Raw genomic sequence first — 25,886 nt, forward strand, 5'->3', positions numbered from 1 at the left:
TAGGATCGGGCCCATGAGCAATCGCACCGCCATCGTCACGGGAGCCAGTTCCGGTATCGGGGAAGCCACCGCAAGGGAACTCGCCGCACAGGGCTATCACGTGTACGTCGGCGCGCGCAGGCTCGACCGGCTCCGCGCGCTGGCCGACGAAATCGGCGGCACCGCACTGGAACTCGACGTCACGTCGGACGAGTCCGTCGCGGCGTTCACCGAGGCGGTGCCGACCGCCGACGTGCTGGTCAACAACGCGGGCGGCGCGAAAGGCCTTGCGCCGGTGAGCGAGGCCGATCTCGACGACTGGCGCTGGATGTGGGAGACCAACGTGCTCGGCACCCTGCGCGTGACGAAGGCGTTGCTGCCCAAGCTGATCGCGTCCGGCGACGGCCTGATCGTCACCATCACCTCGGTCGCCGCGTTCCACGCCTACGACAACGGTTCTGGCTACACCTCGGCAAAACACGCCCAGGCCGTGCTGCACCGCACCCTGCGCGGCGAACTGCTCGGCAAGCCGGTGCGGCTCACCGAGATCGCGCCCGGCGCGGTGGAGACGGAGTTCTCCCTGGTGCGTTTCGACGGTGATGCGGAGCGGGCGGCGAAGGTGTACGAGGGGATCGATCCACTGGTGGCCGCGGATATCGCCGAGATCGTGGGATTCGTGGCCTCGCGGCCGCCGCACGTCAATCTGGACCAGATCATCGTCAAGCCGCGCGACCAGGCCGATCCGGGACGGTTCGCGCGGCGCTCCTGAGCCGGCGGAAAGCCAGCGGGCGACCCGCTGAGCCGGGTCACCCGCAGGGCTTTCGCGGTCGGTTCGACCCGCAAGCTACGGCGGCCGACCGCGATTCCATGGTGTCCGTATTGCCGAAAATCCCGAGCAGATTATTTGCTGTGAATTCGCCGAGTTGCGGAGACGCCGTTAGCATCGGATTGTTTTTCTGAAACTCGGCTACACCAGATTGGAGTTGTACGACTCATGCTCAAGGGCTTCAAAGAGTTCCTGATGCGCGGCAATGTCATCGACCTCGCCGTGGCGGTCGTGATGGGCACCGCGTTCACGGCGGTGGTGACCGCGGTGACCAAGGGCGTCGTCAACCCATTGCTCGCCGTTTTCGGCAGCGCCAACGAACTGGGCCTCGGCTTCCACCTGGTGCCGAGCAAGCCCGCCACCTTCATCGCCGTCGGCCCGATCGTCACCGCGATCATCGACTTCGCGATGATCGCCGCGGTCCTCTACTTCGTGCTCATCCTGCCGATGAAGACCCTGAAGAACCGGTTCGGCACCACCAAGGCGTCCGAGCCCACCGAAACCGAACTGCTCATCGAGATCCGCGACCTGCTCGCCAAGCAGAGCGCCGACGCTCGCGCCGCGAACAACGCCGAAACCCTCGCCAAGCTCGACCGGGTCGACCCCACCCTCGGCAGCTCGCACCGGTAAGGGCCCTGGAGGTCCGCCCGGTAGGCGCGGCTGGACTGGTTCCGTCCGGCCCGCAGCGAAAGCGGAGGTCCGCCTAGCGAGGCGGGCCGGGCGTGACCGGGGTGGCGGAGACGACCGGGGCCGCGGAACCATCGAGGGCCGACATGGTCTTCCAGGTGTCCCAGTCGATGGTCCAGTCGTAGAGGTCGCCGTCGGCGGCGGACAGGGCGATCGAGGTGCCGGTGACCTCGACCGGGTCGCCGTAGAGCGCGGTCGGGAAGAACGCCTGGGCGTCGCCCGGCGACAGGTTGATGCAGCCGTTGGTGACGTTCGCCGAGCCCTGCGCCGACAGGGATTCCGGGTTGGCGTGGATGAATTCGCCGTTGTTGGAGATTCGCACGGCCCAGCGCTCCCGGACGTTGGTGTAGTACGGCGGATTCGACATCAGGAAGTCCTCGTACTTCTCGGTGACCACGTGCACGCCTGAGCGCGTGACGTTGCGCGGCTCGTTGCCCTCGCCGTAGCTCACCGCGAAGTCGAAGATGGTCTGCCCGTCGCGCACCACCCGCATGCGATGGCTCGGCGCGTTGGCCTCGACGATCTGGCTGCGGCCGATGCGGAAATCCGAGGTGAGGTCGGAGTAGCCGTAGTTGCCGCCGCCCAAGTCCAGCCCGTAGAGCTCGGCCGCGACGTGCACGGTGGTGCCTGGCGTCCAGTACTGCTTCGGCCGCCAGTGCAGGCGCGAGCCGCCGTTGTCGTCGGGGAACCAGGCCCAGGCGCCCTCGGTGGGCGGATCGGTGGTGACGGTCAGTGCCTTCTCCACCGCGGCCTTGTTCGTCACCGGGGACTTGAACTGGAGGATGATCGGCGCGCCGATGCCGACCTCCTGGCCATCGCCGATATTGACCGTCGCCGGGACGATGCTCTTCGGAGTCAGCGTGTGGAAGGAGCCGTCGATCGGGACCGGCTTGCCGTCGACGCCGACCGCGGTGCCCGACCAGCTGTAGGTGGCGTCGTAGCCGAGCGGTTCGGTGATGCGGAAGGTGCGCTTGTCCTGGCTCAGCTCGCCCTGCACCTGCTTGCCCGCCGCATTGGTGAGCGCGACCTGGGCGATGGTTCCGTCGGCGACCGCCACGGAGACGGGCGCGACCGGGTTGACGTCCTCGGCGTCGTCGGCGGGGGTCATGGTCACTTCGGCCACCGAATCGGGCGTGCCACCGGGCTTGTCGTCGCCGGCGGAGCACCCCGCCACCAGGGCGATCACGACGAGCAGCACGGCCGACACGACGGCCACCGGTCGGCGAATCACTGGACGCTTGCTCACCGCATCGAATCTACGCGTGGCGAACGGCCCGTCCGATCAGAGCGTGACGCCGACCGTGACGGGTTCGGGTTCGAGCCGGATGCCGAAACGCTCGGCCACGCCGTCGCGCACGATGCGGGCCAGCGCCGCCAGGTCCGCCGCGGTCGCGGCGCCGCGATTCGTCAGGGCCAGCGTGTGTTTCGTGGAGAGCCGAGCCGCGGCATCGGGGCCGGGGAAGCCTTTGGCGAAGCCCGCCCGTTCGATCAGCCAGCCCGCGGAGAATTTCACGCCGTCCTCGGCCGGATAGGTGGGAATCGTGACCTCACCCACACGGGCCGTGATCGCGGCACGCACCTCGGGCACCCGCGCGTGCGGGACCACCGGGTTGGTGAAGAACGAGCCCGCGCTCCAGGTGTCGTGATCGGCGGCGTCGAGCACCATGCCCTTGCCCGCGCGCAGGCGCAGCACCGCCTCCCGCACCGACGCGGCGGTCCTGGTCTCGCCTTCCGCGGCCTCCAGCACCCTGGTCAGTTCGCCGTAGCGCAGCGGTGCGCTCGTTCCGCCCGCGTTCAGTGCGAAATCCACTTCGAGCACGACCGCGTCGTCGCGGTGCTTGAGCACGCTGGTGCGGTAGCCGAAGCCCAGTTCGGCGGGCTCCGCCCAGCGGATCTCGCCGCTCGCCCGATCCAGCAGCCGCACCCGGCGCAGCAGATCGGCCACCTCGACGCCGTAGGCGCCCACGTTCTGCACCGGCGTCGCGCCCGCGGAACCCGGTATGCCGGACAGGCATTCGAGACCGCCCAGGTCGGCCGCCACGGTCGCGGCGACCACCGCGTCCCAGTTCGCGCCCGCTTCGGCGACGACGCCGTCCCCGTCGATACGGACGCCCTCGGTCGCGATCCGCACCACCACGCCGTCGAACCCGTCGTCGCCGATGAGCAGGTTCGAGCCGCCCGCAAGCAGCAGCAGCGGAATGCCCGCCGCGTCCAGCGCGCGCACCGTCGCCACCAGGGACTGCGTCGAGGCGCACTCGGCGACGAGCGCGGGACCGCCGACCCGTAGCGTGGTCAGCTCGGCAAGCCGCACCGCGTCGCGCACCAGCGCGCCGGTATCGGCCAGCACGTCGCGCACCTGATCGGTCGCCACCACACGTGAAGTTCGCACGCTCCAGACGGTAGCGTGTCCAACCATGGCTACACCCCTGGCGTTCACGGCCCGCTACTCCCACTCGGTCGCCGCCGTGCGCGCGGCCTTCGCCGACGAGCTGTACTGGAAGGACCGTATCGCCGAGGTCGGCGGGCCGAACGCCCGCCTCGAGTCGGTCACCGCGCAGGGCGACCAGGTGCGCGTCGAGATGGTGCAGGCCATCGCCGCCGAACAGCTGCCGCCGGCCATCACCGCCGTGCGCCCCGGCGACCTGATCATCCCGCGCACCGAGAACTGGACCGGCGACACCGCCGACTTCGACGTCCGCGTCGAGGGCGCCCCCGCCACCATCCGCGGCACCGTCACCCTGACCGGCGACGACGCCTCCAGCACCGCCACCGTCGAAGGCACCATCGAAGTCAAGGTCCCCCTCTTCGGCGCCAAGATCGAATCCGCCATCCAGGAGCGCCTCACCGAACTCCTCCAGTCGGAAGAAGAGTTCACCAACATCTGGCTCACCCAGCACTGACAGTCGCCGGGCGACAGTCGTCCGCAGGACATCGCCACCGCCCATGCCGTCAGCACGGCCAAGCGTCTCGACCGGCCGGTGTTGACGCTCGAGTCGTCGCGCTGGCAGCCGATCGATCAGAAACTGCCGTGGCAGGTGCCGATTGTCGAGTTGAAGGAACCCTGAGGACGCAGGGCGCAGCGCGACCAATCCAACGCATCATCCGCGCACTCCCAGCCACCCCGAGGGCGAGTCTTACGAGCCCGTTCGCGGCCGTCTCGCTTCCGAGCGGTCGAAGCGCATGCGACGCAGTCGCGAGTCTCGACCGCTCGGAAGCGAGACATGAAGGGCCGCGAACCCGCGCGCGCCAGCGCGCCAACAACTCAGTACCCTTTCCCGAATGGCACGCCGACTGGACTACTCCGCCCGCTACCCGTTGCACACCACCAAGGAGCTGTACGAGGCGCTGTCGACCCGTCGGTACTGGGAGGCGCGGGTCGCGGAGATGCGGAAGTACACACCGGACAACGAGGTGGTCAGCCACGAGGTGAGCGATTCGGGGATCGAGGTTGTGTTGCATCACACCTTGCCGCGCGAGATGCTGCCGGAGATCGCGCAGACGGTGATGCGCAAGGACATGATCATCACCCGCAAGGAGAGCTGGGGCCCGTACGTGGGCGAGGAGACCGTCGGCAAGTACTCGGCGTCGATTCCGGCCGGGCCGGGCAGCCTGGGCGGCATCGTCAAACTCTTCCCCACCGAGACCGGCTGCACCATGCGGTACTCCTCTGAGGCGAAGGTGTTCATTCCGATGGTTGGTCCGCGCCTGGAGCAGTTGATGCTGGTGAACCTCGTCGATCTGTTCCGCGGCGAGGCCGAGGAAACGGTGAAGTGGCTGGAAGAGCGAAACCCGACCAGCTGAGCAGACCTATCGGCACGATCACCAGGGGGACCACCGGCGTCAACCGGCTGCGGCGCAGCGACCGCTGGCTGAGGCACGACGAGCTGGTCACCGCGCGCCTGTCGGCGGCGCCCGATCCGCTGGTGGTCGATCTCGGCTACGGCGCGAGCCCGTGGACCACCTTCGAGCTGGCGGCCAGGCTGCGCGCGGTGCGTTCGGATCTGCGGATGGTGGGTCTGGAGATCGATCCGGAGCGGGTGGTGCCCGGCCGCAACGGCGTCACCTTCGCCAGGGGCGGTTTCGAACTGGCCGGTCTGCGTCCCGTGTTGGTGCGCGCGTTCAACGTGCTGCGCCAGTATCCCGAGTCGGCGGTGCCGGACGCCTGGTCGACCATTCTGTCCGCGATGGCGCCCGACGGCCTGCTCGTCGACGGCACGTGTGACGAACTGGGCCGCCGGTCCGCCTGGGTGCTGCTGGACCGCACCGGCCCGCTGTCGCTGACGCTGGCGTGGGATCCGTTCACGGTGGAGCGCCCTTCCGATATCGCCGAGCGGCTGCCGAAGGCGCTCATTCACCGCAATGTGCCCGGCGAACCGATCCACGCCTTGCTCCTCGCCGCCGATCGCGCGTGGGCGCACGCCGCGCCGCTCGCGCCGTTCGGGCCACGGGTGCGCTGGCGCTCCGCCGCGGAACAGCTACGCGCGCAGGGTTTTCCGGTGCGCGAGTACCGCAGGCGCATGCGTGACTGCGTGCTGTCGGTCCCGTGGTCGCTGGTCGCGCCCCGTCAGTGATCGCGTTCGGTCCGGTGCAGCAGTCCGCGCAGGTGCCCGGTGGCGATCGCGATGGGCAGGAGCGAGCGCGGCTCGAACGGCAGCCGCCACAGCCCGCCGTGTGCCGCGCCCGCCGCGAACAGCGATTCCGGGTTCGGATCGGCCGGGGCCGGGTCGTTGAGGTCGGCGACCAGCTTGGCGGCGAGCAGCGTGCGGGCGGTGCCGGGTTCGAAGATCTCCATGCCGAAGCGGTGTGCGCTGCGGTAGGCGGCGGTCAGTGAGCGCTGGGCCCGCACCCCGCGGGTCCAGGTCGGCGGCGCGACGGTGTAGGAGACCGTGTGGCCCGCGGCTCTGGCAGAGATCGCGCGCCAGCGCAGGATCCGCTGGGCGAGTGCGTGATTGGGTCCCTGGAACGGGAAAAGCGCGTTGGCGACCGACCAGTGCGCGCCCGCGGCGTCGGTGATCACGGTCTGGTAGTTCGGCTGATAGAGCGCGGACCGGGTCAGCACGCGCAGCAGGTCTTGGCCGAGGCCGCGCGGCCCGCGCTCACGCAGACGCGAATGCGCTTGCGCGAATACCGATTCCGGCACCGCATAGCAGTCCGTCGGTGAACCGACACCGGCCAGCGCGGTATCGGGACGTGCGGTGAGCAGATCGTCGGCCAGCAGATCGAGGGCGACGGCGAGCCGGACACCGCCGGGACCGCGGCGCGTCACGTACCCGCCGAACACCGGAAAACTCTCGCTGCCCAGCTGTTCCCGGATCCAGTGCACGAGGGCGGGGAACTGGGTGGTGACATCGGCGCCCGGCTGCCCGTCGATCAGCGGATAGCGCAGCACGCCGGCGCCCGCTTCGGCCTCCCGCACCAGCTCGCGCCAGCGCGCGGGTCCCGGCCGCGCCACGGCGAGCACGTCGGCGCCCCAGCGCAGCAGTGGGCGCAGCGGCGTCAGCTCGCCCGCGCCCGCGATCACGACCCGAAACCCCGGCAGCGCCAACCACTCCGGATGATCGATCACCCGCTCCACCGCCGCCGCGAAGCCGGGTTCCACGATGCCGCGCTGCCGCCACTCGGTGAGGCTGCGTTGCAGCGCCTCCTCGGCCAGGACGCCGCCGCGGAACGGAACCTCCAGGCGACGAACGGTTTTCCCAGCGCCGCGCGCGGTGGCCGTGTCGGGCCCGTTGTTCGGGGCTACCGATCCGATTTCCACGCCGCGCAACGGTTCCACGGTGCACCCCGTGACGAACCGCAGCAGATTCCGTGCGGCCCGCAGACCCTCGCCCGCGATGCCCACCGACGCGTCGGGCGCGCTCGCCGCGAGCGCGGTCATCCCGCGAAACACCGAGCGGTACTGGCGTGACCAGTCACGGCAGGTCTCCACCCATTGCGCGAGGTCGGCGTCGTAGCGGCGCACGGCGTCGGCGACCACGGCGGTGGCGAACATGTCACCGACCCGCTCGGGCGCGCCGGACGGAAAGACGAGATCCCACCTACCCGCACCTACCGACCCCATGTTCAGTCACCCTGCCACGATTACGCGCCCGGCAAAACCGGACGGTCCCGGAATTCATAGCCGGACCGGATGATCACGGCCGCACCCACCCGCGCCTCACAGCCCCGTCAGCGCGCGGTGCACCCTGGCCGCGGCCCTGGGCGGCAGACGCACGCTGGCCGAACGGATTTCCGCGCCCGCGCATCGGCGGATGGCGACCGCGTCGCCGACCACCTCGTCCAGCGCGGACTGCCCGATATCGGCCTCGGCGAGGTCGAGCACGGTGCGCACCGGCGTCGTCACCAGGAACGCGCCCGCCGATTCCACGTCCGAGCCGATCAGCGGACGGCGCAGCACCACGAGTCGCGGGGTCACCGGCGGGCGTCCCGCACCCACCGACAGGTGCAGGAAGCGCGGACGCAACCGGCCCATGCCGTGCAACTCGGCCGCGCTCTGGTGCGAGACGGCGGCGGCGCCGTCAAACCAGGCGGCCCACATCGCGTATTCGTCGAGCGGTCCCTCCGGCCATTCGGTCAGCCGCAGCATCCCGACACCGGCTCTGGTCACCGATCCGTCCCCCAGCCCCGCCCGCACCTTGGACTCGCATCCCGTGCGCAGTACCTGTCGGGTGGTGAAGAATCCGGCGTGCCGCCCGGCCAGCCTGCGCAGCACACGCCACCCTTGATCCACTGATTCGGGTGCGCGGCCCGCCGCATCGCCAGCCATGCAGACCAGGCTACGCTCGAATTCTGTGTCACATGTCACATTCGAGACCCTCAACGCGCCCACAGAGCGCGCACAGAAACGTCGTGAAGAATCTTCCGCATGAGTACGAAGCCGCCCACCGCGCGGAAAATCAGCAGGCGCACGCTGGTGATCGCCCTGGCCGTGGTCGCCACGTTGCTCGTCACGATCCTGGTCGGAGGCGAGGCGTACGCGCGCCACGTCGTCTCCCGTTGCATCAGCAGCCAGTTCGAGAAAGAGATGGGCTCACAGATCGATGTGGGCTTCGGCGCCAAGCCGATGCTGATCACCTGGCTGGACGGGAAGGTCTCGTCGGTCACCGTGGACAGCAAGGACAACAAGTTCGGTCCCGCCGTCGGCATGGTCGTGCACGCCGAGTTCAACGATCTCGAGGGTGTGAACAGCGCCAACGGCGGCGGCAGCGTCGGCAGCTCCTCCGCGGACGTCACCTGGAGCAACGAAGGCATCCAGGAGACGTTGGGCGGCATGGTCAGCGGGGTCCGCTCGTCGTCGGCCACCGGCATGATCACGCTGGACGTGCTCGGCGGACTTGCCCAGCTCCAGGTGCATCCGCAGGTGCACAACGGCGTCGTCGAGGTGCAGACCAAGTCGGCCGAGCTGCTCGGCATCGGTCTGCCCACCGATCTGGTCGAAGGCATCGTCGACGTCATCACCGAGAGCCTGCAGAGCTACCCGCTCGGCCTGAAGGCCACCGAGATCAAGGTGACCGACAACGGCGTCGCGGTGCAGCTCGCGGGCGGCCACACCGAACTGCCCGCCGCCGAGAACAACGCCGAGATGCGCTGCTGACCTCCGCGCGATGCGCAGGCGAAACAGCCTCGGCTCCGGCCGTTTTCCGCGATCCCGCGGGCAGCGGCCGGGTTCAGGCGGGGAAACCCTCCAGCACCGCACGGGATTTCGACAAACCGAGCCGGGTCGCGCCCGCGGCGATCAGTTCCGCCGCCGCCGCGGCCGTGCGGATGCCGCCGCTGGCCTTGATCCCGAGCCGCCCGCCGACCGTCTCGGCCATCAGCCGCACCGCGTGCGCACTGGCGCCGCCCGCGGGATGGAATCCGGTGGAGGTCTTCACGAAATCGGCGCCCGCGCGCTCGGCGACCCGGCACACCTCGACGATCGCGTTGTCGGGGAGCGCGGCCGATTCGATGATGACCTTGAGCACCGCGCGATCGGCGATGGCCTCGCGCACCGTGACGATGTCGGCGAGCACGGCGTTGTACTCGCCCTCCAGCGCGGCGCCGACATCGATGACCATGTCGACCTCGGCCGCGCCCTGATCCACCGCGAGCCTGGCTTCGGCGCCTTTCACCAGCGAATGATGTTTGCCCGAGGGGAATCCGGCGACCGTGGCGACCGCAAGGCCCGGCGCGCGCACCGGAAGCATGGACGGCGAGACGCAGATCGCGTACACCCCGAGCGTGCGCGCCTCCTCCACCAGCGCGGCGACCTCGGCGGACGTCGCGTCCGGCGCGAGCAACGTGTGATCGATGATGGCGGCCACTTCGGCCCTGCTCAGCGACGCGGAATCAGCCATGTTTCGAGAGTCTGGCACACGCGAGGTGAATTCCGTTGCGTGCCTGGCGAGGCGTACCGCACACTCGTATCTGTCGGTGGATCCGCCGGCTCGCCGCGGCCCGCCCACATGACGAGCGTTGTGCGGATGGCCCAACCCGTTCGGGAGGAGACGACACTGTGCTGATCCGTCGCGAACGCGCCGAGGACGCCCCCGCCATCGCGTCGGTGCACCGCAGCGCCTTCGGCGCGCTGTACGCGCGCGAGGCCGCCGCGGGCGGACTTCCTGCGCCGCCGCCCGCCGAACCACCCGAGGCCGATCTGGTCGCGCGGTTGCGCAGCGACGCGGGCTGGATCCCCACGCTGTCGCTGGTCGCGGTGGAGTTCGACACGGTGATCGGCCACGTCTGCCTGACCCGCGCCGCCGTCGGCCCGTTCCCCGCGCTGGGTCTCGGGCCATTGGGCGTCCACGTGGAGCACCAGGGCGCGGGCGTGGGCTCCGCGCTGATGCACGCCGCCCTCGGCGCCGCCGACGCGCTCGACGAACCGCTGGTCGGCCTGCTCGGCAGCCTCGACTACTACCCCAGGTTCGGATTCGTACCCGCCACCCGCCTCGGCATCGCCCCCGACGAACCCGACTGGGCCACGCACTTCCAGGTCCGCCCGCTCACCACCTACGAGGCCCAGATCACCGGCGAATTCCATTACGCCGAACCGTTTTACGAACTGTGATCGGCGGGCGCCCGTCCCACATCGTCAACCCTCGAACCACCATTTCTCTCCCGTCGATAGAGAAATGGATTCGGCGGTAGTCGAATGGCGGCAAGTTGATCTTGGAGTGCCACCTCATGACTCCCGTCGATTTCCGAAACGCGCTCACCTACTGGCCGCCACCGCCGCCTGACCAGGAACGAAACCGCAGCCGATCGGCGCGACCGGCACTGCGGGCGTACCCGACCGGCTATCGCGCGACCGGGCCCCGGGCGAACACCAGGCATCCGGCGACCGGCGCCGCGGCAGACCCGGTCCTGGTGCAGCGGGCGAAGCGTCGCCTGGGAGGATAGGCCGATGAGTTCCGCTCCATCCGCCCCGGACGATCGCCGTTTCGTGCTGACGCTGGGCTGCCCGGACCGCCCAGGCATCATCGCAGGGATCACCTCGTTCATCGCCGAGTTCGGCGGGTCGATCGTGGAGGCCGGTTACCACTCGGACACCGACACCGGGTGGTTCTTCACCCGGCAGGCGATCAAGGCGGCGACGGTGCCCTTCGGCATCGCGGAACTGCGCGACCGGTTCACCGCGGTCGCCGACCGGCTCGGCCCCGAGACGGAATGGCAGGTGCACGACACGGGCGAACGCCGTCGCGCGGTGCTGCTGGTCAGCAAGGACGGCCACTGCCTGCACGACCTGCTCGGCCGCGCGTCCTCGGGTGAACTGCCGGCCACCATCGAGGCCGTCATCGGCAACCATCCGGATCTGGCGGCGATGACCGAGGCGCACGGCGTGAAGTTCCATCACGTGCCGTTCCCCAAGGATCCGGCCGAGCGCGGGCCCGCCTTCGAGCAGGTGCGCGAGCTGGTCGACGCGCACGACCCGCACGCGGTGGTGCTGGCCCGCTTCATGCAGGTGCTGCCCGCCGAATTGTGCGAGCACTGGGCGGGCCGGGCGATCAACATTCACCACAGCTTCCTGCCCTCGTTCGTCGGCGCCCGCCCGTACCACCAGGCGTTCGCCCGCGGCGTCAAGCTGATCGGCGCCACCTGCCACTACGTCACCGCCGAGCTCGACGCGGGCCCGATCATCGAGCAGGACGTGATCCGCATCGATCACGCCGACGAGGTGCGCGACATGGTGCGCCAGGGCCGCGATATCGAACGCGTGGTGCTGGCCCGCGGTCTGCGCTGGCACCTGGAGGGCCGGGTGCTGGTGCACGGGCGCCGCACCGTCGTCTTCAACTGAGCGCCGTCGCGGCAGACATGAACCGCGTGGTTACCCACCCGGGGTGGCCACGCGACGGTCGAACAATCGACGGAAGTCATATGGCGGCTAGTTGATCTTGGACAACCGCCATACGACTCCCGTCGATTCCATTTCTCTATCGACGGTAGTCAAATGGTGGCTGAGGGACTGACAGGCCGAGATCTCTCTTTGTTTGCGCACTCTCGTGTCGGCTCTACTGCGCCCCGCCCGGTCGGACGCCGCGGCCCCGATCGGAGACGGCGTCGGCTCCGGTCGGGGTCAGCGTGCGATCGGCCTCGGATCAGCCGACCGCTTCGGTGCGCGCGAGGGCGTGCACCGAGTCGAGAACGACGGCGAGTTCCTCGTTGAACCGCTCGTACATCTCGACGTTGCCGAGGTGTCCGGTGTTCAGCACCTCGTAACGCACCAGGCTGCCCACCGACTCGAGCATCTCGGCGATGATCTCCGAGTGCAGCGGCGGCGTCATGTCGTCGGCGGACCCGGCCAGGATCGTGGTCGGCACCACCAGGTTCTTCGCCGACTCGCCGAGGTCCATGACGGCGAGCAGCCTGCCGAATTCGGCGCGCACCAGCGCGGGACACGAGCGCACCACCGCCATGCTGTAGTCCACCAGGTCGCCGGTGGACTCCAGGCTCATGATCTGGCGGGCGAACACCCATTTCACGGGCTTGATCGGCGGAAAGACGACCGGGGTTCCCAGGCCGAGCTCGCCGACGACGTGCGGCAGCGAAACGCCGGTGCGCTTCCACGGCAGCGGCCGGTTGAAGAAGGGCACCACGGTGGTCGTGGCGACCAGGCCGTGCGGCGCGGTGTTGGTCAGCAGCACGGCCTCCGCACGCCGGGTGACCTCCGCGGGGTAGCGCCCAGCCCAGGCCTGCAGCGTCATGCCGCCGAGGCTGTGTCCGACGAGCACGGCCTTGCGGCCGGCGGGCAGCGCGGCTTGGAGCACCGCGGCCAGGTCGTCGGCCAGCAGGTCCATGGTCAGCTTCGAGGAGCCGCGCTCGCTCTCACCGTGTCCGCGCTGGTCGTAGGCGATCACACGGTATTCGCCCGCGAAGGCGTTGATCTGGGCGTTCCAGTATTCGATGGCGCAGGTCCAGCCGTGCACCAGCACGATGGCGGGAGCGTCGGCCGGGCCGTACGCGTGCACCCGCAGTTTCGTGCCGTCGGGCGCGGTCACCGGGATGACGTCGTGTGGCACGGCGGGCGGGTTCAGCGCGGCGATCGAGTAGGTCCGCGCCCGGAGGTTGGCGCGATGGACGTCGAGCAGGCTCCGAAACTTTCCCGGAAGCTCCGCCAACGCGGTCGGCAGCTGTGCACGCATTCGGACACTCCTTTGTGTTACTGATAATTACAGTAACCCGAAGTATCACGTGCTAGCTAGTGCAAGCACAAAAAAAGTCGCCGCCGCCCGGTCGAAGGGCAGCGGCGACCAAGCCGCCAACCAGCAGGGACATCAAGTCCGCTTGCTGGCGCAAGCACGAAAAACGATCAGCGAATCACCAACGCGGGCCGCGCTGGATCTCGTCCACCTTCGGCCGCACGTCGGCCAGGTAGACACCCGTCGCGATGATCGCGACGAAGGCGAGCAGCCCCAAGCCGGCAGGCGAGAGCAGCAGAAGCAGGAGCGACACGCCCAGAATCGCAAGCCAGATCGGCTTGGTCTGCTTGTCCACCGCGGTGAAGGCGTCCGGCCGCTGGCGAATGGCGTGAATCAGCGCGAAGATCGTCGCGCCCAGCGCGACGAGCCACAGCACCAGCAGGATCAGTCCGGTCAACCCGTTCACGGTAGTCACCTGACCCATGATACGAGCGACGCCCCCGCACAGCAGGGTGCGCGGGGGCGTCGAGTCGTGTCGAAACCGGGTGATTACACCTTCTTCGGCGCGGCCTTCTTGGCGGGCGCCTTCTTGGCGGCCGGAGCGGCCTTCTTGGCCGGAGCCTTCTTCGGCGCACCGTTCTCGGCGGCCGGAGCGGTCTCGGTGGTGACCGCGACGACCTCGGCCTCGACGACCGGCTCGGCGGACTCCTCCTCGGCCTCGGCGGCCTTGCCGGGGCGGCCGATCAGGCCGTTGACCCGCTCCAGCACCTCCTCGGCGCGGACCGCGGCGTCCTTGTACAGGGTCTCGACGCGGTCGATCCGGTCCTCGACCACCTGGTTGGCACGCAGCCGCTCGACGGTCTCCTCACCGCGCACGGCGAGGTCGGCGTACAGGTCGACGACCTTGTTGTAGTACTCCTCGGCCAGCTTGCGCAGCTCCTCGGAGGTGAGCTTCTCACGCAGCTCGGCAAGATCGTCCGGCAGTTCGGAGGGCAGGCCGGACAGCCGCTCACGCAGCGTCTCGAACTGGGCCTGCACGTCGGCGGGCACGTTGGCGAAACGCTCGCGCGCCTCTTCCACCCGGCCCGGCACATCGGCGGAGGCCGCGCGCTCACGCACCTGGGTGACGACATCCAGGGCGGCGGTGTAGACGGCATCTCCGGCGCCGACGGCGGCGAACAGAGGCTTGCTGACGGTCAGGGTCTTGTCGGTCATAGTGTTTCGTTCTCCTGGCGTGGCGGAGTGTCGGTTGTCGTGCGCGGAACGTCGCTGTCCCATTCCCCCCCTGGCTCGTTCCCTCCGTTTTCCCGGCGAAACGATTCATAGATCTCCAGGAGCATCTGCTTCTGCCGTTCACTGATCTCCGTGTCGGCAAGCAGGGCGTCCCGGACCGGACTGTGCGGCCGCTGCTCGAGATAGCCAGCCCGTACGTACAGCACCTCCGAGGACACCCGTAGCGCCTTCGCGATTTGCGCGAGTACCTCGGCGGAGGGATTACGCAATCCGCGCTCGATCTGACTGAGATACGGATTGCTCACCCCCGCCAGCGCGGCGAGCTGACGCAGCGAGACTTGCGCCGCCTCGCGCTGCGTCCTGATGAAACCTCCGATGTCGTGCGCCGCGTTGGCGACACGGCCCCCTCGTTCGCCGACGCCGCCCGATTGCTCGGGTGGACCGTCGGTGTACTCGGCGGAAACCTCGGGATGGTCTGCCATCACTCACCTTCTGGCGGTTGTACGGGTTCAATTCTAGGGCAGGGTGCTAGCTCTTGCAAGCACGCTGTTAGCACGTTTTCGGCAAACCGCCGGCGTGCCGTTGTTTCAGCCGTGGAACAACAGCTGCGACACGGTGTAGATCACCAGCCCGGCCAGCGATCCGACGACCGTTCCGTTGATCCTGATGAATTGCAGATCGCGCCCCACCTGCAATTCGATCTTCTTGCTCGCCTCTTCGGCGTCCCATCTGGCAACCGTGTCGGTGACCAGCGTGGTGATCTCGCTCGCGTAGTTCGATACGAGGTAGCGCGCCCCGCGGTCGATCCACCCGTCAACCTTGCCTCGCATCTCGGCGTCGTCACGCAGCCGCTCACCGAGCTGCTGCACATTCTCCCCCACCTTGCGGCGCAACGTACTGTTCGGATCGTCGGCGGATTCCAGGATGAGCCGCTTGGCCGCGCGCCAGGTCGCCTCGGCCATGCCGGTGATTTCCTCGCGGCCCATGATCTGCGACTTGATCCGCTCGGCCTTCTTGATCATCGCGTCGTCGTACTGCAGGTCGTTCGCGAATTCCTCGAGGAAGCGATTCGCGGCCAGCCGCACCTCGTGCTCGGGATTCGACCGCACCTTCCAAGTGAACTCGACGAGTTCGCGGTAGATCTTTTCCGAAAGCAGAATGTTGACAAATTTCGGAGCCCACTGCGGCGCGTCGCGCAAAACAATCCGGTCGATGGTCTCCTGGCTGCCCAGCGCCCACTGGTGCGCGCGCTCGGCGAGCATGTCCAGCAGCGGCAGCTGCCGGTTGTCGGCGAGCAACTCGGCGAGCACCCGGCCGATCGGCGGACCCCACAGCGGTTCGGCGATCCGCTTGACGATCGTGTTGTCGATGACCTGCTCGACGTCCTCGTCGCGCAGCACCCCCACCACCGCGCGCAGGATCGTCGAACTCTCCTCCGCCACCCGCGCGGCGTGCTGCGGGTCGGCCATCCAGCGGCCGACGCGCAGCGAGACCTGCGCCGAATTCACCTTGGCCGAAACCACATCGGGCGAGAGGAAGTTGGTACCGACGAAGCTGCCGAGGCTGGCGCCGAGCTGATCCTTCTTCTTGCGGATGATCGCCGTGTGCGGAATCGGCAGGCCGAGCGGATGCCGGAACAACGCCGTCACCGCGAACCAGTCGGCGAGCGCGCCGACCATGCCCGCCTCCGACGCCGCGCGCACGTACCCGACCCAGTCGCCGCCCCCGCCGCGCGATTCCAGCCAGCGACAGAACAGGTAGACCACCGTCGCGAAGGCCAGGAATCCGGTGGCGACGGCCTTCATCTTCCACAGGTCACGCCGTTTGGCGGCCTCGTCGACGAAGAACCCGGTCGGGCCCGCCGGGGTCGGCGGTGCCATGACCGAGATGTTGCCGGGAGCTTTCTCCATGTCTCCATTCTGCTGTGCCGCGCTCGGGGGACCCTGTTCTGTGGTTCCTGCCGCATCCGGCCCCCAAACGGACCTACGCTGGGTGGCCTGCACCTAAGCTGAAGGTCCACGACCAATACGAACGAGGGAGCCAACGCTGTCCACCGAAGACCTTGTCGACATCGGTGAGCGCGCCGAGCGACCGGCTGCGGTGCGCGGCGGCCGGATGGACGGCCGCAAGCGCCGGTGGCGTCAGCACAAGATCGACCGCCGCGAGGAACTCGTCGACGGCACCCTCGCCGCTGTCCGCACCCGGGGCAGCAACGCGGGCATGGACGAGATCGCCGCGGAGATCGGCGTCTCCAAGACCGTGCTCTACCGATACTTCTCCGACAAGAACGACCTGGTCCACGCGACCATGCAGCGGTTCATCGAGACCACCCTGATGCCGCGGGTCTACGGCGCGATCAGCCTCGACGCCGACGAGTTCGAGCTGGTGCGCACGGCGCTCGCGGCCTACGTCGGCACGGTCGACGAGGACCCCGAGGTGTACCGCTTCATCATGGGCAGCGGCTCGGACGCGTCCTCGCTCGCCGAGTTCGAGAAGCTCTTCGCCGAGGTGGTCTCCGCGGTCATCGCGGACAAGGCGGGCGCGCTCGGCATCGACACCACGGGCGCGATGCTCTGGTCCTATGTGCTGGTCGGCGGCATCCAGCTGGCTACCCACTGGTGGACCACCGACAAGTCCATGTCCCGCGAGGAAGTCATCGACTACCTGACGATGATGGCCTGGAGCGCCATCGAGGGCATGGCTCGCGCGGGCGGCTCCCGCGAGACCTTCAGCAAACAGCAGCACGTGCTGCCCTCCCGGGAAACCGACGCACCCGCGTAACAGACACCGTCGGGCAAAGGCACACCTGATACCCCCGGATGAAGTCCGGGGGTAACTCGCGCGCGCCCGCTGCGGAGGTTCACCTGTCTGTGACGGCGGGTTCGACAATGCCGCTCGGTTGGTTAGTCTGAACGCGAGCGGTGCCACAGTGGGGTGGGTCACCGCCCCGCGTGGCCACGCAAGCTCGCACTTGCGCGTCCCGTCGGCCCGACCGCGGCACCAATGGAGGTACCTCGATGGCGAAGCAAGTGCCGACTTCCCGGCTCGCTCGCGGCACCAAGCTGGGTGCGGTGGCTGCCAGTTCGGTGTTGCGGACCCAGCGCACGAGGCTTTCCATGCGGGGCAGATCCGAGGCCGTGCGCGCCAAAATGGCCGAGGAGTCCATGATTCGCACCACCGAGCAGGTGGTCATGGTGCTGGGCACCATGAAGGGCGTCGCCATGAAACTGGGACAGATGATGTCGGTGCTCGATCTGGACCTGGTGCCCGAGGATCATCGCGAACGGTTCCAGAAGCGGCTGGCCGTGCTGCGCAATGCCGCGCCGACCGTCTCGTTCGACGCCATGCGCCAGGTGATCGAGGAGGACTTCGGCCAGCCGCTCCCCGCGCTCTTCGCGGAGTTCGATCCGGAGCCGATCGCGGCCGCCTCGATCGGCCAGGTGTACCGGGCCACGCTGCACGACGGCCGGGTTGTCGCGGTGAAAGTGCAGTACCCGGGCATCGATGCCGCGGTGCGCGCGGATCTGAAGAACCTCAACATGTTCCGCAAGGTGCTCACCTCCGCGATGCCGTGGGTCACCCCCGCCGTCCTCGACGAGCTCCGGCTGAACATGGAGAGCGAGCTCGACTATCAGGCCGAGGCCGTCACCCAGCTGCAGATCGCCGAGCTCTACGCGGGGCACCCGTTCATCGCGGTGCCGCGCTCGCTGCCCGAGCTCAGCACGACCCGGGTGCTGGTCAGCGAGTACCTGCCTGGCAAGGGCTTCGAGGAGCTGCGCCAGTTCCCGGAGGACGAGCGCAACAGGATCGGCGAGATCATCTACCGGTTCTACGTCGGCTCGCTGTTCACCTTCAACGAATTCTGCGGCGACCCGCACCCCGGCAATGTGCTGCTCGTCGATGACGGCCGCGTCGGGTTCCTCGACTTCGGCCTGTTCAACCGGATGGACCCCGAGCATGTGCGATTCGAGCTGATCTGCCTGCGCGCGGCCGCAGAGGATCGCGCGGAAGACCTGCGCGAGTTGATGATTCAGCGCGGGGTGATCGACTCGCCGGAGGAGATCGGCGCCGAGGAATGCCTCGAATACGTGCTCGCGGCCTCGGAATGGTGTCTGGTCGACGAGGAACTCACCATCACGCCGGAACTGGCCAGCGGGGCGTTCCTGCTCGCGGTGGACCCGCGCGCCAGCGAGTTCGCCGGGATGAAGCAGCAGAACCTGCCGCCGGAGCACCTGTTCTCCCGCCGCGCCGACTTCCTCACCTTCGGCATGCTCGGCCAGCTCAACGCCACCGCGAACTGGCATCGGATCTCGCGCGAGTGGCTCTACGACGAACCGCCGGTGACCGACATGGGCAAGGCGCACCAGCAGTGGCTGGCCGAGAATCCTCCGCCCGCCACGACCAAGACCGCGCGGCCGCGCGGCGCGACCACAACCGAGAAAGCCGCGGCGAAGAAGACGCGGCAGCCAAGGACCGGGCGAAAAGCCTGAGTCACCCTCCGCTTCGACCAGGAGTGAAGAACACATGCCAGACAACCGCGAATTCGATATCGCCCTGTTCGGCGCGACGGGTTTCGTCGGCAAGCTCACCGCGCAGTATCTGCTCGACGCGGCGCCCTCCGACGCGCGCATCGCGCTGGCGGGCCGCTCGCTGGACAAGCTGACCAAGGTCCGCGAGGAGCTGGGCCCGAAGGCCGCGTCGTGGGATCTGGTGGTCGCCGACTCGACCGATCAGGCCGCGCTCGACGCGCTGGCCGCGCGCACCAAGGTCGTGGTGACCACGGTCGGCCCGTACCTGCGCTACGGACTGCCGCTGGTCGCCGCCTGCGCGAAAGCCGGCACCCACTACGCCGATCTCACCGGCGAGCCGCTGTTCATCCGCGAGGCCATCGACGCCTACCACGACGAGGCCGCGCGCACCGGCGCGAAGATCGTCAATTCCTGTGGGTACGACTCGATTCCGTCCGATCTGAGCGTGTACCAGCTGTACCGGAGCACGGTCGCGGACAACACCGGCGAGCTGACCGACACCACGCTGATCGCCTCGCTCAAGGGCGGCGTCAGCGGCGGCACCATCGATTCGGGCCGGGCCATGATGGAGGCCATCGCCGCCGATTCCAGCAAGGCCTCGGTGCTGTCGCACCCGTATTCGCTGAGCCCCGACAAGTCGATGGACCCCGCCGTGGGCCGCCAGTCCGATCAAGCACTGCAGCGCGCGAGCAACATCGACCCGAGCCTGGACGGCTGGGTCAGCACCTTCGTGATGGCCGCGCACAACACCAAGATCGTGCGCCGCAGCAACGGCCTGCTCGGCTGGCCGTACGGCAAGAACTTCCGCTACCGCGAGGTGATGAGCGCGGGCAAGTCGGCGGCGGCGCCGCTGGTCGCGGCGGGCATGGCAGGCGGCATCGTGGCCACCATGGCCACCGGTGCGCTGCTGTCGCGAGTCTCGGTGGGCCGCAAGCTGCTCGACCGGGTGCTGCCGAAGCCGGGCACGGGCCCGAGCGAGGAGGCCCGGCGCAGCGGCTGGTTCACCATGAAGACCTACGCGCACACCACCTCCGGCGCGAAGTACGTGGCGACGTTCGCCGGGCAGGGCGACCCCGGCTACCAGGCGACCGCGGTCATGCTCGGCGAAGCCGGGCTGTGCCTGGCCTTCGACACCGACAAGCAGCCCGAGCTGGCGGGCATCCTCACCCCGGCCGCGGCCATGGGTGACGCACTGACCGACCGGCTGCGTGCGGCGGACATGACCATCGAGGTGCAGCGGGCCTGAATCAGGCTGCCGCACCACGATTTCCACGGTCTAGGAGCTGTTGTGCACGACAAGTCCGGGAGGGCGGCGCGGTGAACCTGGCCCGCCGCACCATGAATCACCCGGCGGTGGCCGCCGTCTACGAGCGCGCGTGGCGACCGACGCTGTTCTACCTGGCCAGCGGCCGCAGCACCGCGTCCGATCGCCGCGACGCGGTCGGCACGCTGCGGCTGGCCGGGGACAAGAAGGTGCTCGACATCGCTTGCGGTCCGGGGAATTTCACCAGGTACCTGAGCGAATCGCTGGCCGAGGGCGGCTATGCCGTCGGCGTGGACTATTCCGAGCCGATGCTGGCGCGCGCGGTGGCCGACAACGCGGGCCCGCGCGTCGGCTACCTGCGCGGGGATGCCCGTGCGCTGCCGTTCACCGACGGCGCCTTCGACGCGGTGTGCTGTTTCGGGGCTCTCTATCTGATCCCCGATCCGCTCGCCGCCACCCGGGAGATGGTGCGCGTGCTCGCCCCCGGCGGCCGCATCGCCATCACCACCAGCCATCGCGCCGACACCCCGTTCGGGCACGCGAGCCGAATCGTCGGCGGCTGGAGCGGTTTGCGGGTGTTCGACCACGAGACCTTCCCGAACCTGTTCCGCGAACTCGGGCTGGTCGAGATCGATCAGACGGTGCACCGGCTGTTGCAGTACGTCAGCGCCACCCGTCCGGCCTGAGCGGAAGGCCAGGGCAGCTTGCCCTTTCGATCAGCTTGCCGGAGCCGCCTGTGACGCAGAGAGTCTCGGGCGGCAGCGCCACCCGTCCAGCCCGATCGGAAGGCCATGGCGGCTTGCCCTTTCGGTGCCAACGTGCCGGAGCTGCCTGTGGCGCACAGCGTCTCGGGCGGCTCCGGTGGCGGGGCTCAGTCGGACTGTTCGTCGGATACCGGGACTCGGCTCAGCTCGACCATCCGTTGCAGCACCGAGGGCGCGACCGCGAAATCGAGTTCCGTGCCGCCGTTTTCGAAGACGTAGGTCAGGTAGTCGTCGCTGTGCAATGCGGCGCGCCGGACCGAGCAGTGCTCGCCGACGACTACCCAGCCACCGATGGTCAACTGATCGAGCATCGCACCTCCCACCCTCCGGCCTAGGCCATTCCCTGGCGTGGCGGACTATTCCAGGCGTGATCCCGCCTTGTCAACGGCATCACGGCGCGTCATCGACCGCGTGTCACACGCCTCGGACGGAGTATTCCTGGCGGAATACCCATGATTCGGGCGGATAGATGCCCTCGTCGAACTGCAGCACCGCGCCGTCTGCATCGAGCGCGGTGAGCCGGTACACCAGCACCGCGGACGTGCGGGCCAGCAGCAACCGCTTGCGCTCCTCCGAGGTCGCCAGCCGGGCGCTGACCTGATCGAACACCGACGCCACCCGGCGACCGGTCACCGCCTCCAGATAGGTGGCGGTGCCGCCGGGTAGCCGCTGGGTGTCGAGCAGCCGATCCGCGACGTCGGCGAGCTCGCCGGAGAACCAGGACGTCGAGAGCTCGGCGTCGCCGTTGGTCCCGGTGAACAATCGCCTGCGAGCGATCACCTCGCTACCGGTCGCGAGACCGAGCGCGTCGGTCACGTATTCCGGGCCGTCGACCAGTTCCGCGGCGAGGATGTCGACCGGCTCGCGCTCGGCGTACATCGCGCCGTACTGCCGTGCCCGCCCGGCGGATTCGCGCACCAGCGGGACGGCGTCCGGGCCGCGCACGAAGGTCCCCGACCCACGCCGGGATTCCACCAATCCTTGCTGGCGCAACGTATTCAGCGCCTTGGCTGCCGTCGGCCGCGCGACCTTCCACACGACGGCGAGCTCTCGTTCGGAGGGCACCTCGGCGCCGGGAGCGAGTTCGCCGCGCTCGATCTGGTCGCGGATGTACCCCGAAATCTGCTGATACTTCGGGAGTACTTCTTCGATGTCGGGCACCGAACGCCTTCCGCTCCGGGATCTGCCAATACTTCCGGTCAGTGTAACCAGCCCGCGAACCCTGCCCGGCCGCCGACCGTGCGCCACATCACAGCAGGTGCACGGGGGAAAGCCGGCAACGGGGGTGGTTACCCAACGGTAGAGTGCCGACCAGTATGGCCGTGGGTGTGGGCCTAGCAGAAGGGGGCGACCCAGATGGCGGTGCCGGATACGGGGCAGGGGCTGGCCAGGGGGCTGTATGCGGCGGCCGTCGGCACGGACGGCGGCGAACGTTTCGAGCTGGCCGAGGATGTCGCCGAGAACCTCGCCGCGGCTTGCGACCGGCTGGTCGACGACCTGCGAAAGGCCATGGCCACAGGATATTCGGTCACCGAGGTCGGCGGGTTTCCCGACCTGCCGACCGGCCGCGGCCTCGCCGCCGGGTTCAGCGACAAAGGTCAGCAGTTCCTCGACACCGTGGCCGCTTTTCAGGAGACCGCGCTGCTCTTCAAAGCGGCGTACCTCGCGGCGGGCCGTAAACTCCAGGACGCGGAAGCGGCGCACCGGGCCGCGCTCGAGCTGGTCACCGACTATCTGGATCCGCGATGACCGCGCGCGAGTCCGGAATGCGGAGGTGGTGACCGTGGTGGACGCCGCGGCGAGAGCTGCCGCCGACGAGATCAGGGTGCAACAACGCGCACTCGCCGCGTCCGCCGGAACATCCAGCGGTGGAACGGATCCCGCCTACGCGCAGGAGCGGGAGCGGTTCGGCGCCTACACCCACGTGGAGATCTGGGACCGGGTGCACGAAGCGCTCGATCCCGGCGCGCTCGGCGAGACGGCCGCCGCATGGCAGGCCAACGCCGACGCGGTCGCCGACGCCTTCCAGACCTTCGCCGACGCCGCCGATCGCGAATTCGCCCGCTGGGCAGGACGATCCGCCGAGGCGGCGCAGCGCGCGACCAGGGAGTTCATCCGGGCTGGTGTCGAAGCGCACGACGTCTGCCGTGCCGTGCAGCGCCTCATGGAGCTCAATCGCGATGCGGCACAGACCATCCGCGCCGCGATCCCGCAGCCGCTGCGCTATGTGCCGCTGGACGACCCGGCCGCCGAGTCCGTGTACGGCGGTCGCCGCCGAATGGACCACGACCTGGCCGCCGCGACGGCCGAGGCCGACGTCCAGGACACCATGACCTACGTCTACACCCCGACCATGCCCGCCTCCGGCGACAGCGTGCCCCGGTTCACCCCGCCGCACGCCCCCTCCGACGGCGGGGGCGGCGCACGGTGAGATGGGTCCTCACCCCGGACGAATTCACGCATGTCTGGGAAAGCGAAACGAACCTGGACAGGCGACCGTATCCGATCAACATGGTGCCGTCGTCCACCGTGCGCACCGAAACCGAATACGCCGCACTGCGTTTGCCGCAGCGGTTCGCCAGGCAGGCCGACCCGGATCTGGCCGCCGCGCTGATGCTGTGCGCCCGCACCGACGCCACCACGATCACCATCTCCGGTGAGCGCAGCGCGCCGGGACGCAACGGCAGCGCCCCCGAGGACGACCGCATCCTTGCGTTCGCCGCGATCGTGCACAAGCACGCGGGCGTGCTGGTCGCCACGCCGGACAGGGTGATCGTGCAGATGTGCCATGTGCGCAACCTCGGCCAGCGCTTGGTGCAGGTGATCGGCTCGGCGCAGCCGGGACGGCTCGGCGCGATGCGCGAGCCGCAGGACGCGGTGCTCACCACCGAACCGTCCGATGCATCGGCCAACGGCCAGCGCGGCGCCGCCCGCTTCCGGCAGACGTTGCGCAAGCCGGTGGATTGCCGCGGGTTCATCACCGTGACCGTGGACCCGGACAATCCGATGTCCCCGCCGACGCGCCACCGCACCTGGCTCGATTTCACCGGCGACGGCCGCTACCTGCTGACCACCTCGCACGATCTGAGCCTCACACCGGTCTCCGACGACGATTTCGCCGTGCAGTTGCTGCGGCTCGCCCAGATCCGCTGACGCCGAACCCCGTGCCGGGCGCCGACGGACGTGATAAGTGTGGTCGATGGTGAAGCACTGGTCTGTTCCGGTCACCGAGGCCCTGAAAGCCGACGGTTTGCAGATCGCGGAGCTCGCGACCTCGTCGACTCCAGGATTCACCGGGGACAAGAAGAAAGCCGAAGAGTTGCTGATCAAGCGCGGCGAGGCGCTGTCGGTACTGCAGGAGAAGCTCTACGCCAACGGGCGCTCCGGCGACAAGCGCAGCGTGCTGCTGGTATTGCAGGGCATGGACACCGCGGGCAAGGGCGGCATCGTCCGGCACGTCATCGGTTCGGTGGACCCGCAGGGCGTCGACCACGCGGCCTTCGGCGTCCCGACCGACGAGGAACGACGCCACCACTACCTGTGGCGCATCCGCAACGCACTGCCGCGCGGCGGTCAGATCGGCGTGTTCGACCGCTCGCACTACGAGGACGTGCTCGTGGTGCGGGTGCACGACCTCGTGCCGCGCGAGGACTGGGAGCCACGCTACGACGAGATCAACCAGTTCGAGCGCGAGCTGATCGGTGAAGGCATCACGCTGGTGAAGGTCGCCATGTTCGTCTCGCTGGACGAGCAGAAGAAGCGGCTGCGCCAGCGGCTGGAGCGTCAGGACAAGTACTGGAAGTTCAATCCCGCCGACATCGATGACCGCGCCTACTGGCCTGCGTACCACGAGGCGTACCAGGACATGCTCGACCGCACGTCCACCGCCGACGCGCCCTGGTACGTGCTGCCCGCCGACCACAAGTGGTACGCCCGCCTCGCGGTCACCGAACTGCTCATCGATGCACTGGAGACACTGAAACTCGACTGGCCTCCAGCACATTTCGACATCGCCGAACAACTCCGCCGCTTGGAGCAGGTCTGAGCTTCGGACCCGGTGCTGCTCGCGCGGCCGGAGATACTTGCGCAGGCCGCCGCGGAAATCCATGCCGCGCTGGGTGTTGTGCGGCCGAGTGCTGCGAAATAGATGTCCGCGGAGATAACACAACAGCCGAGGCAGGCAGACATCTCGAACAGCTCCGCCTCGGCCGAGCGGCCCCCGTCTGTCCCCTCCTGGCGGGGGCCGCTCCTCGTCAGATCCGGCGCATCACCGAGACGACCTTGCCGAGGATCACGGCCTCGTCGCCGTCGATGACGTCGTAGGCCGGGTTGCGCGGTTCGAGATACACGTGGCCGTTGCGGCGGCGATACACCTTGACGGTGGCCTCCTCGCCGATCATGGCGGCCACGATGTCGCCGGAGTGCGCCTCGTGCTGCTGGCGCACCACCACCGTGTCACCGTCGCAGATGGCGGCGTCGATCATCGAGTCACCGCGCACGCGGAGCGCGAAAACCGTGCCGCGACCGACCAATTCGCGGGGCAGCGTCAAGGTGTCGTCGGCGTGCTGCTCGGCGAGGATCGGCGTGCCCGCGGCGATGTCGCCGACCACCGGCACGGTGACCGCGGAGTCGGAGGTCTCCGCTCGCGCCGTGCCATGAAGGAACAACCGCACGTCGATCGGGCGGGCCATCCCGGAGCCGCGCCGCAGAAATCCCTTCTCCTCCAGGCTCTTCATGTGCTTGGAGACCGTGGACGCCGACAGACCGACCGCCTCACCGATCTGCCTGGTGTTCGGCGGATACCCGTATTCGACCACCCAGTCCCGAATCACGGCCAGAATCCGCTGCTGGCGCGGCGGCGGCGTCGAAGTGTCGAGATGCTCGAAGTCGTATCCGGTCACCCGGGGAATGCTAGAGGCGGGCGCGGACAAACCACGCACGCGACGCCGCGGCGACCGATCCGGAGCCCGGCACTGTACAGCGCCCCTG

The 25,886-nt window shown here is 68.8% G+C and carries 29 protein-coding genes; 16 read left to right on the plus strand and 13 right to left on the minus strand.

Going from position 1 to position 25,886, the window contains the following annotated elements:
- Positions 1–13: 13 nt before the first annotated feature.
- Both NL1_RS18100 and mscL read left to right on the plus strand, forming a co-directional pair.
- Positions 14–748: an SDR family NAD(P)-dependent oxidoreductase gene (locus NL1_RS18100; RefSeq protein WP_084510719.1), complete on the plus strand. Its 735-nt coding sequence runs from the start codon at positions 14–16 to the stop codon at positions 746–748.
- A gap of 225 nt (positions 749–973) precedes the next feature.
- Entirely contained in the window at positions 974–1,435 is a 462-nt protein-coding gene (gene mscL, locus NL1_RS18105; RefSeq protein ID WP_067840877.1) for a large conductance mechanosensitive channel protein MscL, read from the plus strand.
- Between the two features lie 73 nt (positions 1,436–1,508).
- Here the strand turns inward: mscL and NL1_RS18110 are convergent, their stop codons facing one another.
- Both NL1_RS18110 and NL1_RS18115 read right to left on the minus strand, forming a co-directional pair.
- Entirely contained in the window at positions 1,509–2,738 is a 1,230-nt protein-coding gene (locus NL1_RS18110; protein ID WP_084510720.1) for a L,D-transpeptidase, read from the minus strand.
- A gap of 36 nt (positions 2,739–2,774) precedes the next feature.
- Positions 2,775–3,908, minus strand: a complete 1,134-nt coding sequence (locus NL1_RS18115; RefSeq protein ID WP_084510721.1) for a UDP-N-acetylmuramate dehydrogenase — start codon at positions 3,906–3,908, stop codon at positions 2,775–2,777.
- Between NL1_RS18115 and NL1_RS18120 the strand changes: the two genes are divergently transcribed.
- From NL1_RS18120 to NL1_RS18130, 3 genes are all read left to right on the plus strand, one after another.
- The gene (locus tag NL1_RS18120; RefSeq protein WP_067840879.1) at positions 3,907–4,392 is read left to right on the plus strand and encodes a DUF2505 domain-containing protein; all 486 of its coding nucleotides are present in this window, start codon (positions 3,907–3,909) and stop codon (positions 4,390–4,392) included. The genes NL1_RS18115 and NL1_RS18120 overlap by 2 nt on opposite strands.
- A 379-nt stretch (positions 4,393–4,771) precedes the next feature.
- Positions 4,772–5,293, plus strand: coding sequence for a DUF2505 domain-containing protein (locus NL1_RS18125; RefSeq protein ID WP_067840881.1), 522 nt, complete (start codon positions 4,772–4,774; stop codon positions 5,291–5,293).
- Positions 5,263–6,063 (plus strand): class I SAM-dependent methyltransferase, encoded by an 801-nt coding sequence (locus NL1_RS18130; RefSeq protein WP_174553427.1) that lies wholly within the window; start codon positions 5,263–5,265, stop codon positions 6,061–6,063. The genes NL1_RS18125 and NL1_RS18130 overlap by 31 nt, the downstream gene beginning before the upstream one ends.
- Here NL1_RS18130 and NL1_RS18135 read toward each other — a convergent pair.
- Both NL1_RS18135 and NL1_RS18140 read right to left on the minus strand, forming a co-directional pair.
- Positions 6,057–7,553, minus strand: a complete 1,497-nt coding sequence (locus NL1_RS18135) for a hypothetical protein (RefSeq protein ID WP_067840883.1) — start codon at positions 7,551–7,553, stop codon at positions 6,057–6,059. The two genes, NL1_RS18130 and NL1_RS18135, sit on opposite strands and share 7 nt — an antisense overlap.
- A gap of 96 nt (positions 7,554–7,649) precedes the next feature.
- The gene (locus NL1_RS18140; RefSeq protein WP_067840885.1) at positions 7,650–8,258 is read right to left on the minus strand and encodes a hypothetical protein; all 609 of its coding nucleotides are present in this window, start codon (positions 8,256–8,258) and stop codon (positions 7,650–7,652) included.
- Between the two features lie 99 nt (positions 8,259–8,357).
- Between NL1_RS18140 and NL1_RS18145 the strand changes: the two genes are divergently transcribed.
- Entirely contained in the window at positions 8,358–9,086 is a 729-nt protein-coding gene (locus NL1_RS18145; protein WP_067840886.1) for an LmeA family phospholipid-binding protein, read from the plus strand.
- A 73-nt stretch (positions 9,087–9,159) separates the two neighbouring features.
- Here NL1_RS18145 and deoC read toward each other — a convergent pair whose 3' ends face one another.
- On the minus strand, positions 9,160–9,828 hold the full coding sequence (gene deoC / locus NL1_RS18150) for a deoxyribose-phosphate aldolase (RefSeq protein ID WP_067840888.1): 669 nt from the start codon (positions 9,826–9,828) through the stop codon (positions 9,160–9,162).
- 158 nt (positions 9,829–9,986) lie between these two features.
- On the opposite strand from deoC, the gene NL1_RS18155 reads away from it, so the two are divergent.
- Together NL1_RS18155 and purU are read left to right on the plus strand one after the other, a co-directional pair.
- The gene (locus NL1_RS18155) at positions 9,987–10,538 is read left to right on the plus strand and encodes a GNAT family N-acetyltransferase (protein WP_067840890.1); all 552 of its coding nucleotides are present in this window, start codon (positions 9,987–9,989) and stop codon (positions 10,536–10,538) included.
- Positions 10,539–10,874: 336 nt separating this feature from the next.
- Complete coding sequence (gene purU / locus NL1_RS18165; RefSeq protein WP_067840893.1) at positions 10,875–11,765, plus strand: formyltetrahydrofolate deformylase; 891 nt, start codon at positions 10,875–10,877, stop codon at positions 11,763–11,765.
- 301 nt (positions 11,766–12,066) lie between these two features.
- On the opposite strand, the gene NL1_RS18170 is transcribed toward purU, so the two are convergent.
- The 5 genes from NL1_RS18170 to NL1_RS18190 all read right to left on the minus strand — a co-directional run bounded on the left by NL1_RS18170 (position 12,067) and on the right by NL1_RS18190 (position 16,220).
- Positions 12,067–13,110 carry an alpha/beta fold hydrolase gene (locus NL1_RS18170; protein ID WP_067840895.1) on the minus strand — a complete coding sequence of 348 codons (1,044 nt, stop codon included), beginning with the start codon at positions 13,108–13,110 and terminating at the stop codon, positions 12,067–12,069.
- 175 nt (positions 13,111–13,285) lie between these two features.
- Positions 13,286–13,591: a DUF2516 family protein gene (locus tag NL1_RS18175; protein ID WP_067840897.1), complete on the minus strand. Its 306-nt coding sequence runs from the start codon at positions 13,589–13,591 to the stop codon at positions 13,286–13,288.
- A gap of 65 nt (positions 13,592–13,656) precedes the next feature.
- Positions 13,657–14,322: a heparin-binding hemagglutinin gene (locus NL1_RS18180; protein WP_067840898.1), complete on the minus strand. Its 666-nt coding sequence runs from the start codon at positions 14,320–14,322 to the stop codon at positions 13,657–13,659.
- The gene (locus tag NL1_RS18185) at positions 14,319–14,822 is read right to left on the minus strand and encodes a helix-turn-helix domain-containing protein (RefSeq protein ID WP_067840900.1); all 504 of its coding nucleotides are present in this window, start codon (positions 14,820–14,822) and stop codon (positions 14,319–14,321) included. The genes NL1_RS18180 and NL1_RS18185 overlap by 4 nt, the downstream gene beginning before the upstream one ends.
- Positions 14,823–14,927: 105 nt before the next feature.
- Positions 14,928–16,220: a DUF445 domain-containing protein gene (locus NL1_RS18190; RefSeq protein ID WP_067840976.1), complete on the minus strand. Its 1,293-nt coding sequence runs from the start codon at positions 16,218–16,220 to the stop codon at positions 14,928–14,930.
- A gap of 220 nt (positions 16,221–16,440) precedes the next feature.
- Here NL1_RS18190 and NL1_RS18195 point away from each other — a divergent pair, with 220 nt between their 5' ends.
- The 4 genes from NL1_RS18195 (at position 16,441) to NL1_RS18210 (ending at position 20,819) form a co-directional block, all read left to right on the plus strand.
- Complete coding sequence (locus NL1_RS18195) at positions 16,441–17,121, plus strand: TetR/AcrR family transcriptional regulator (protein WP_084510723.1); 681 nt, start codon at positions 16,441–16,443, stop codon at positions 17,119–17,121.
- 236 nt (positions 17,122–17,357) lie between these two features.
- Positions 17,358–18,830: an ABC1 kinase family protein gene (locus NL1_RS18200; protein ID WP_067840903.1), complete on the plus strand. Its 1,473-nt coding sequence runs from the start codon at positions 17,358–17,360 to the stop codon at positions 18,828–18,830.
- 34 nt (positions 18,831–18,864) lie between these two features.
- Positions 18,865–20,115 carry a saccharopine dehydrogenase family protein gene (locus tag NL1_RS18205; RefSeq protein ID WP_067840905.1) on the plus strand — a complete coding sequence of 417 codons (1,251 nt, stop codon included), beginning with the start codon at positions 18,865–18,867 and terminating at the stop codon, positions 20,113–20,115.
- A 71-nt stretch (positions 20,116–20,186) separates the two neighbouring features.
- Positions 20,187–20,819, plus strand: a complete 633-nt coding sequence (locus NL1_RS18210) for a class I SAM-dependent methyltransferase (protein ID WP_067840907.1) — start codon at positions 20,187–20,189, stop codon at positions 20,817–20,819.
- Between the two features lie 185 nt (positions 20,820–21,004).
- Here NL1_RS18210 and NL1_RS18215 read toward each other — a convergent pair whose 3' ends face one another.
- Together NL1_RS18215 and NL1_RS18220 are read right to left on the minus strand one after the other, a co-directional pair.
- A complete protein-coding gene (locus NL1_RS18215; protein ID WP_067840909.1) occupies positions 21,005–21,208 on the minus strand; it encodes a hypothetical protein in 204 nt (67 codons plus the stop codon).
- A gap of 103 nt (positions 21,209–21,311) precedes the next feature.
- The gene (locus NL1_RS18220; protein ID WP_067840910.1) at positions 21,312–22,058 is read right to left on the minus strand and encodes a GntR family transcriptional regulator; all 747 of its coding nucleotides are present in this window, start codon (positions 22,056–22,058) and stop codon (positions 21,312–21,314) included.
- Positions 22,059–22,253: 195 nt separating this feature from the next.
- Between NL1_RS18220 and NL1_RS18225 the strand changes: the two genes are divergently transcribed.
- From NL1_RS18225 to NL1_RS18240, 4 genes are read left to right on the plus strand one after another with little or no spacing between them, the layout of a single operon-like run.
- Positions 22,254–22,646: a hypothetical protein gene (locus NL1_RS18225; RefSeq protein ID WP_067840912.1), complete on the plus strand. Its 393-nt coding sequence runs from the start codon at positions 22,254–22,256 to the stop codon at positions 22,644–22,646.
- 34 nt (positions 22,647–22,680) lie between these two features.
- The gene (locus NL1_RS18230) at positions 22,681–23,328 is read left to right on the plus strand and encodes a hypothetical protein (RefSeq protein ID WP_084510726.1); all 648 of its coding nucleotides are present in this window, start codon (positions 22,681–22,683) and stop codon (positions 23,326–23,328) included.
- Positions 23,325–24,050, plus strand: coding sequence for an ESX secretion-associated protein EspG (locus NL1_RS18235; RefSeq protein ID WP_067840913.1), 726 nt, complete (start codon positions 23,325–23,327; stop codon positions 24,048–24,050). Before NL1_RS18230 ends, NL1_RS18235 begins: the two co-directional genes overlap by 4 nt.
- A 46-nt stretch (positions 24,051–24,096) precedes the next feature.
- A complete protein-coding gene (locus NL1_RS18240) occupies positions 24,097–24,942 on the plus strand; it encodes a polyphosphate kinase 2 family protein (protein ID WP_067840979.1) in 846 nt (281 codons plus the stop codon).
- Between the two features lie 208 nt (positions 24,943–25,150).
- Here NL1_RS18240 and lexA read toward each other — a convergent pair whose 3' ends face one another.
- Positions 25,151–25,798 carry a transcriptional repressor LexA gene (lexA, locus tag NL1_RS18245; protein ID WP_067840915.1) on the minus strand — a complete coding sequence of 216 codons (648 nt, stop codon included), beginning with the start codon at positions 25,796–25,798 and terminating at the stop codon, positions 25,151–25,153.
- Positions 25,799–25,886: the final 88 nt, after the last annotated feature.

The organism is Nocardia lijiangensis NBRC 108240 (assembly GCF_001613045.1).
GTDB classification, from domain to species: Bacteria; Actinomycetota; Actinomycetes; order Mycobacteriales; family Mycobacteriaceae; genus Nocardia; species Nocardia lijiangensis.